Origin of the sequence: Candidatus Avelusimicrobium stercoris (assembly GCF_002437085.1) — a bacterium.
Taxonomy (GTDB): Bacteria; Elusimicrobiota; Elusimicrobia; order Elusimicrobiales; family Elusimicrobiaceae; genus Avelusimicrobium; species Avelusimicrobium stercoris.
Window position 1 is genome coordinate 1 of record NZ_DJOA01000042.1, and the last position, 5021, is coordinate 5021.

The 5021-nt window shown below is 52.5% G+C and carries 5 protein-coding genes; all 5 read right to left on the minus strand.

Annotated elements, in window-relative coordinates; translation table 11 throughout:
- Positions 1-61: 61 nt before the first annotated feature.
- From queA to miaA, 5 genes are read right to left on the minus strand one after another with little or no spacing between them, the layout of a single operon-like run.
- The gene (gene queA, locus B2118_RS06175; protein ID WP_428054205.1) at positions 62-1096 is read right to left on the minus strand and encodes a tRNA preQ1(34) S-adenosylmethionine ribosyltransferase-isomerase QueA; all 1035 of its coding nucleotides are present in this window, start codon (positions 1094-1096) and stop codon (positions 62-64) included.
- 9 nt (positions 1097-1105) lie between these two features.
- Positions 1106-2344, minus strand: coding sequence for a SpoIID/LytB domain-containing protein (locus B2118_RS06180; protein ID WP_428054207.1), 1239 nt, complete (start codon positions 2342-2344; stop codon positions 1106-1108).
- A 1-nt stretch (position 2345) separates the two neighbouring features.
- Positions 2346-3368 carry a Holliday junction branch migration DNA helicase RuvB gene (gene ruvB, locus B2118_RS06185; protein ID WP_428054209.1) on the minus strand — a complete coding sequence of 341 codons (1023 nt, stop codon included), beginning with the start codon at positions 3366-3368 and terminating at the stop codon, positions 2346-2348.
- Positions 3365-3976, minus strand: a complete 612-nt coding sequence (ruvA, locus tag B2118_RS06190) for a Holliday junction branch migration protein RuvA (protein ID WP_428054211.1) — start codon at positions 3974-3976, stop codon at positions 3365-3367. The genes ruvB and ruvA overlap by 4 nt, the downstream gene beginning before the upstream one ends.
- Positions 3977-3980: 4 nt before the next feature.
- Entirely contained in the window at positions 3981-4946 is a 966-nt protein-coding gene (miaA, locus tag B2118_RS06195) for a tRNA (adenosine(37)-N6)-dimethylallyltransferase MiaA (protein WP_428054213.1), read from the minus strand.
- Between the last annotated feature and the right edge of the window lie 75 nt (positions 4947-5021).

A 5021-nucleotide genomic window follows, 5' to 3' on the forward strand; every position in this document is an offset into this window, starting at 1 on the left:
GGCATAGCCGGTGGATTTTCATCCCATTAAAAACCCGGGGTTTTTAATAGCCCCGGGTTTTTTACAAAATCATCATACTGTCGCCAAAGGAATAGAAGCGGTATTTCTTTTCTACGGCTTGCAAATACGCCTCGTAAATAAAATCCTCTCCGGCGAAGGCGGACGTCATACACAAGGGCGTAGAGTCCGGGAAGTGGAAATTGGTAATCAGGCAGTCAATGGCCTTAAACTTGTAGCCGGGATAAATGAATAAATCCGTCCATTTTTTGCCCGGGTGCGTGATATGGTTATCGTCCGTAAAACTTTCCAAGGTACGGGTGCTGGTGGTGCCGCAGGAAAACACGCGTTTGCCCGCTTGGCGCACCGCGTTTAGCGTGTCGGCGGTTTCCTGGGTTACCTCGCCCAGTTCGGCCAGCATATGGTGATGTTCGGGTTCGCCGCGCAAGGGTTTAAACGTGCCCCAGCCGACGTGCAGGGTGATGTAGCAAATGTGTACTCCCTTATCCTTTAATTTTTGCAAAAGTTCCGGCGTAAAGTGAAAGCCCGCCGTGGGCGCGGCGATAGAGCCGTCGTACTTAGCGTAAACGGTTTGATAGCGCTCTTTGTCGGTTTCTATGCTGGGCGTAAGGCCGCTATGCTTGCGGGCCTTTTCAATATATTGCGGCAACGGCATAAGGCCGTGCTCGTTGCAGAAGGGCAAAATGTCTTCTTCGTTGAACTCCAAAATGGCTTCGTTGTTGTCCGTCCTGCCCAACACCTTAGCGGTTAAGCCAGAGCCAAAATCAAGCGTAATGCCCTCTTTGTAATCTCGCGTTAAAACGGCCCAAATATTGGGCTTTTGCATCGGGCGCACGAGGAGAACTTCCACCTTGCCGCCCGTCGGTTTATGCGCGAATAACTTGGCGGGGAAAACCTTGGTATTGTTGATGACCAAGGCGTCGCCAGGGTTAAAATATTCGTGGATATCGCGGAAGATGCGGTGTTCAATGGTATGTGTATCGCGGTGGAGTACCATTTGGCGCGAGGAGTCGCGCGGGGTGGCGGGCTGCTTGGCGATAAGCGGGTCTAAATCCAGTTTTTTAAAGCGTTCAAACATAAGTGTCCTCTATTGGAGCGTTTTGATTTCGGCTCCGGGGTAATAATTTTTTAAAATCTTGCGGTAATTTTTGCCGTCCTTGGCCATACCGTTTGCGCCGTCTTGGCACATCCCAATACCGTGGCCGTAGCCTTTGCCTTCAAAGCGGACGTCGTTTTTGCGGACGTCCAACTTGGTTATTTTGCAACTGCGGATGCCCGTGGCCAGGCGGAAGCGTCCGCACGGTACGGTTTTGGAGCCTTTGGCGGTTTTAATCATTAGATTGGTGGCGCGGCCCGTGTCGGTCTTGCGGGAAATTTTAATGCTTTTTAAAGCGCCCGTCAGCCCCACGCTTTTGGCGTAACTTTCTACCTTGTGCCGGGCGACGTTCATCGCCCATTTGTAACTTTTGGAGTGGCTGTCGTACTTGCAGGACGCGCCCGAAAGCGGCTTAATGGACTTTGCGCCAAAGTTCCAGCTGCGCACATCGTCCGTTGCGCCGCCGCAGTTGGCGTGGTAGTAGGTAAAAAAGAGTTTGTCCTCGTAAGTTAATACTTGCCCGCGGGTTTGGTCCACGGCTTTTTTGACGGAATCGTATTGCTTGCCTCCGCCTTTATACATTTGGCTGCGGACATCGGAATAAACGTCAAAATTTTGGTTTTTTACGCCCTCTAAGGTTTTTAGCGTATAGGTGCGCGCGGCCACGGCCTGCGCCTTTAAGGCTTCCAAGGGCCAGGTGTAACTCATTTCGTACGGGAGCACCCCATAGAGGTATGTTTCCAGCGGAGCGTGTTCCACCAAGTGAAAGGCGTTTTTCGCCGGGAGGATGTAAATTTTGCCCGAGTAACTGTTGTTATTCCAGCCCAGTATGGTATTGGCGGCGGGCTCCAAAATAATGGGTTGCGCGGCCTGTAACGTGCCTACTTGGATTTTCCCATTACCTAGGGCCTTTACGGCCAAGGTACCTGCGGCGGAAACCTTGTATTTTTTATCCAAATTTTTCGTGTAAATATATACCTTGCCGGAGTGTTTTATATAGGCCGATTTGGCCTTTTCGGCCAGTAGTACGCGCACGGTGGCCTCAGTATATTCTTTTTGTTTTTGCGGGTCCTGTGCGGGCGGTTCGGGCGCGCGGGCGGCTAAGGCGGAGGAGTCTATCTGCCCTTGCGCGGCGGTATAGGTTTGCGACGGACGTTTGGACGGCGCGGCGCACGCGCTTAAAAGCGCGGCGGTTAAAAGGAGTAAACAAAAGCGGGAGCGTTTTTTCATACTAAAAAAGCAAATCCGCGTGTTGTTTGCGGCCCATATGTTCGTAGGCTTTGCGCGTGGCTACGCGTCCGCGCGGGGTGCGCGCAATAAAGCCCGCCTTGATGAGAAAGGGCTCTATCACGTCCGTTAAAGTGTCCACGGCTTCGGACACGGCAATCGCTAAGTTGTCCACGCCCACCGGGCCGCCTGAAAAGCGGTCTATAAGCGCTTCTAAAATGCGTTTATCCACGCTGTCTAAGCCCTCGCTATCAATATCCAGGGAATCCATTGCCGTGGTGGCAATTTCGTGTGTGATAATACCGTTTCCCTTTACTTGGGCGAAGTCGCGCGCGCGGCGCAATAAGCGGTTAGCAATACGTGGCGTACCGCGGGAGCGTTTGGCCAGTTCGGTGAGTCCCGCACGGTCGGCCTCAATGTTTAAAAGCCGCGCCGAGCGTTCCAAAATATCGGTAATTTCCGGGATTTCGTAAAAGCCCAGGTTAAACACAATGCCGAAGCGGTCGCGCAGGGGGCCGGTTAGCAGGCCGGAGCGGGTAGTCGCGCCCACCAAGGTAAAATGCGGTACGGCCAGTTTTAAGGTCGTAGAGCCTGCGCCTTTGCCCGTGTTGATAAAAAAGGTAAAGTCTTCCATTGCCGGGTAGAGGGCCTCTTCTACCGCGGGGTTGAGGCGGTGGATTTCGTCAATAAACAAAATGTCGCCCTCGGCTAATTCGGTTGTCAGCATTGCGGCCAAGTCGCCCGGGCGCGCCAGCACGGGGCCGGACGTAACCTTGATGTTTACGCCCATTTCGCGCGCCAAAATGTTGGCAAGCGTAGTTTTACCCAAGCCGGGCGGCGCGTAAAAAAGACAATGGTCCAGGGCTTCCTTGCGGGATTTGGCGGCCGCAATAAAAATGCGTAAATTTTCTTTTAGTTTTTCCTGCCCGACGAACTCGTCCAAGGTGGCAGGGCGCAGGGCGGCTTCCAGCCCGGCGGACTCGTCGGAAAGTTGGTTGACGTCTAAAATTTCGTTTTGGTTGCTCATTTTTTCAGTACCCGCAGGGCCTCTTTGATGATGTCTTCAATCTTGCCGTTTAGGTTTACACCCTCGGTGTAAAGTTTTTCAATCGCGCGGCGCGATTCCGCCGCAGAATAGCCCAAGGCGGATAAGGCTTCCAGCACGCCGCTCATATACGGGGCTTCGTCCATTACTTTTATTTTGCTTTCGCCCTGTACGGTGATAGCGTCCATTTTGTCCTTTAAGGAGTTGATTAACTTTTCCGCCGTCTTAGCCGTAAAGCCGAAGATACCCGTCAAAATTTTGGGGTCGCGTTTTAAAATGGCGTTGTGGAAGTCCGCCACCGAGCGGAGGGCTTTGTTTAAAAATTCAAGTGCTTTTTTGGGGCCGGTGCTTGGAATAGCGGTTTTGAAGAGATACCAAAGCGCCTTGTCTTCTTTATTCAAAAAACCGTATAAAACCGTGCCGTCGTAGGGGGAAATGGATTCCGCCACATACAGGGCCACTTCGGTTCCTTCCGTCAGTTCCAGCGCGGAACTGTGCGCGAGGTTGACCTCGTAGCCGATTCCGCCGCACAAAATGACGGCGCCGTCTTCCTTTACTTCCAATACTTCGCCTTTTAAATACGCTATCATATCTTCATTTTACCATATTGGGCGGCAGGGCCGTTTGGCTGGCAAAATGCAGGATTTGCTCGGCGAGCGTTTGAGGGCGGAAATCTTGTTGGACGGTTAATTCCAGGCGCAGGGCATTGGTATAGCGGTTGAACCAAGTGCGCTGGCGTTTGGCGTATTGGCGGGTGAGCGTGGCCACTTGTTCCACGGCTTGCGTATGGGGGAGTTGCCCTTGTAAAAAGGATATTGCCTGCGGATAGCCCAGACTCTTTAAAGCGGGTGTATCGGGCGTATATCCCTCGTTTAGCAGGGCCTCGGCTTCCTGTGCCATCCCGTCAAAAATCTGGTCTGTGCGGGCCGAAATGCGTGCGTTTAACGCTTCTCTATCCCAGGCTAAATAGACCCAGACGGAGTTTTGCGGATTAGGAAGTTTAAAGAAATTACCGCTTTTTAGCGTGCTTGCAGGCTTGCCCGTCAGCCAGCACAGTTCTAGGGCACGCATCGTGCGTTGTACATTGCCCATAGGGATATTTTGTGCGGAAACGGGGTCCAAGGCCATAAGTGCCTGATGCAGGCCCTCTTTGCCCGATTTTGCTAGTAAGGCGGAAAGTTGTTCGCGCGTTTGGGGTGTGGAAGCGGGCAGGTCATCCATCCCCACAAAATAGGCGTGCAGCCACATACCCGTACCGCCCGCAAAAATAAGTGGACGGTTGGAATTTTCAGCGGCGATTTGGCGCGCTTTTTTTACAAAGGTTCCGGCGTTACAGGTTTCGGTAACGTCCAAAAAATCCACCAGATAATAGGGAACTCCGTCCACGGTGTAGGCTCCGTTTTGGTACGAGCCCAGCGGCTTGGCCGTGCCGACAGTCAGGCGTTTATAGACTTGGCGGGAATCGGCCGAGAGAATAATCCCGTTTGATTGGCGGGCAAGTTCCAAGGCGAGTTCCGTTTTGCCGGAAGCGGTCGGGCCGCATAGGACGATGGGTTTCATAAACATATTGTATAAAATAAGCGTTGTTTATTCTTGGAAAGGCAGTTTGGGGCTGTTCTTTTTAAAGGGGTTGTT

What these genes read in the sequence shown, in the direction of transcription:
- miaA (WP_428054213.1), bottom strand. Translation starts at nt 4,946, where the DNA reads ATGAAACCCATCGTCCTATGCGGCCCGACCGCTTCCGGCAAAACGGAA.
- ruvA (WP_428054211.1), bottom strand. Translation starts at nt 3,976, where the DNA reads ATGATAGCGTATTTAAAAGGCGAAGTATTGGAAGTAAAGGAAGACGGC.
- queA (WP_428054205.1), bottom strand. Translation starts at nt 1,096, where the DNA reads ATGTTTGAACGCTTTAAAAAACTGGATTTAGACCCGCTTATCGCCAAG.
- B2118_RS06180 (WP_428054207.1), bottom strand. Translation starts at nt 2,344, where the DNA reads ATGAAAAAACGCTCCCGCTTTTGTTTACTCCTTTTAACCGCCGCGCTT.
- ruvB (WP_428054209.1), bottom strand. Translation starts at nt 3,368, where the DNA reads ATGAGCAACCAAAACGAAATTTTAGACGTCAACCAACTTTCCGACGAG.